Annotated in this window: 1 protein-coding gene and 1 tRNA gene; both read left to right on the forward strand. The window is 73.2% G+C overall.

The annotated features are described in order from the left end of the window. Positions 1-131: 131 nt before the first annotated feature. The gene (locus KGA66_RS29050) at positions 132-848 is read left to right on the forward strand and encodes an SGNH/GDSL hydrolase family protein (protein WP_211472808.1); all 717 of its coding nucleotides are present in this window, start codon (positions 132-134) and stop codon (positions 846-848) included. A 209-nt stretch (positions 849-1,057) separates the two neighbouring features. Continuing rightward, positions 1,058-1,144: transfer RNA gene (locus KGA66_RS29055), tRNA-Leu, on the forward strand. Positions 1,145-1,373: the final 229 nt, after the last annotated feature.

Consider the following 1,373-nt stretch of genomic DNA (forward strand, 5'->3'; position numbering starts at 1 on the left):
GTGCGTGGGCGATGGTGGGCGGGTCCCGCGGCGGGATGACGGGTGCCTGGCGTTTCGGCGATGCTGGCCACGTGCAGGGTGCGGCTGTGATGTGACGGTGTAGCAGTGATGTGGAGGGAGCGGGCCCGCAGATGACGGGCGAGGATGCGGGGACGGCCGGCGTGTACGGCGCCGAGGCGGCCGATCCTTTCTGTCTGCGCGCCGGGGAGGCTCGGGCGTTGCTGCGGGGGCATCCCTGGCGGCGTTTCGCAGTTCTCGGAGACAGTATCGCGCGGGGCGTCGGCGATGCGGTGGCGGGCTACCCGCAGGCGCCGCTGGCGGACCGGGTCGCCGCGCTGTTGGCGGCCGAGCAGCCGGCGCTGGGGTATCTGAATCTCGGCGAGCGCGGGTTGCGCACCCGCCAGGTGCGTGAGCGGCAGCTCGGGGCCGCTCTGGCGTTCGCGCCGGACCTGGCGCTGCTGGTGTGCGGCGCGAACGACGCGCTGCGCCCGGGCTACGAGCGGCGCGCCGAGGCGGTCGACGCGGACGCCGCGGCGATCGTGCGGGCGTTGCAGGGCGCCGGGGCGTTGGTGGTCACGTTCTCGGTGTTCGTGTGGTCGTCCTATCCCGGGCTGCCGGTCTGGCTTACGCCGCCGCCGGCCGAGCGGATGGCGTGGTTGGGCCGGCGGGCGGCGGCACTCGCCGCCGAGCTCGGCACGGTGCACGTCGACCTGGCGGGGCACCCGGCGGCCGGGTGCCGGGACATGGTGAGCGCGGACGGCCTGCACAGCTCGGCCCGGGGCCAGTCGATCGCCGCGGCCGAGACGGTACGTCGCCTCGGCGCCCGGGTGCGCGCCGCGGCCGGGTGATGCGCGAGCGCCGGTCCGGGGCCGGCGGTCCGGGGCCGGCGGTCCGGGGGCCGGTGCGGCCGCGCGGCGCCGGTTCCGGCCCTGGACGGCGCCGTGGGCGCGGCGGCGGGCGTGCTGTTCGGTTAGTGCGCAACCCAACCCGATCTTTGGTATTGTTCTCCACGTCAACGCGGCTCCGGACGATTCGGGCACCCGTGTGTTGACACCCGGTCCGGGTGGCGGAATGGCAGACGCGCTAGCTTGAGGTGCTAGTGCCCGTTAAGGGCGTGGGGGTTCAAGTCCCCCCTCGGACACCAGATTTACGCACATGGGGATCTAACGGCACATCATCGCGCCCCAATGAGGATGTTCCATCCTGAAAGTGCTGGTGGGCGGGGCTGGCGTGGCGGGGTTTGGCAGGGCTCTGCTGGTCTGGATTGGTGATCGTCGGAGTTGATCGTCTGCCGTGGCGCCCCGTGCGAGTGAAGTTGCCCGATTCGCCGGTGGCGCACCGGCTGGCGGACCTACTCTTGCGGGCGGAAGGGT

This window comes from Actinocrinis puniceicyclus, assembly GCF_018283645.1.
GTDB classification, from domain to species: Bacteria; Actinomycetota; Actinomycetes; order Streptomycetales; family Catenulisporaceae; genus Actinocrinis; species Actinocrinis puniceicyclus.

Coding starts and splice junctions, on each gene's coding strand:
- KGA66_RS29050 (WP_211472808.1), top strand. CDS start 132: ATGACGGGCGAGGATGCGGGGACGGCCGGCGTGTACGGCGCCGAGGCG.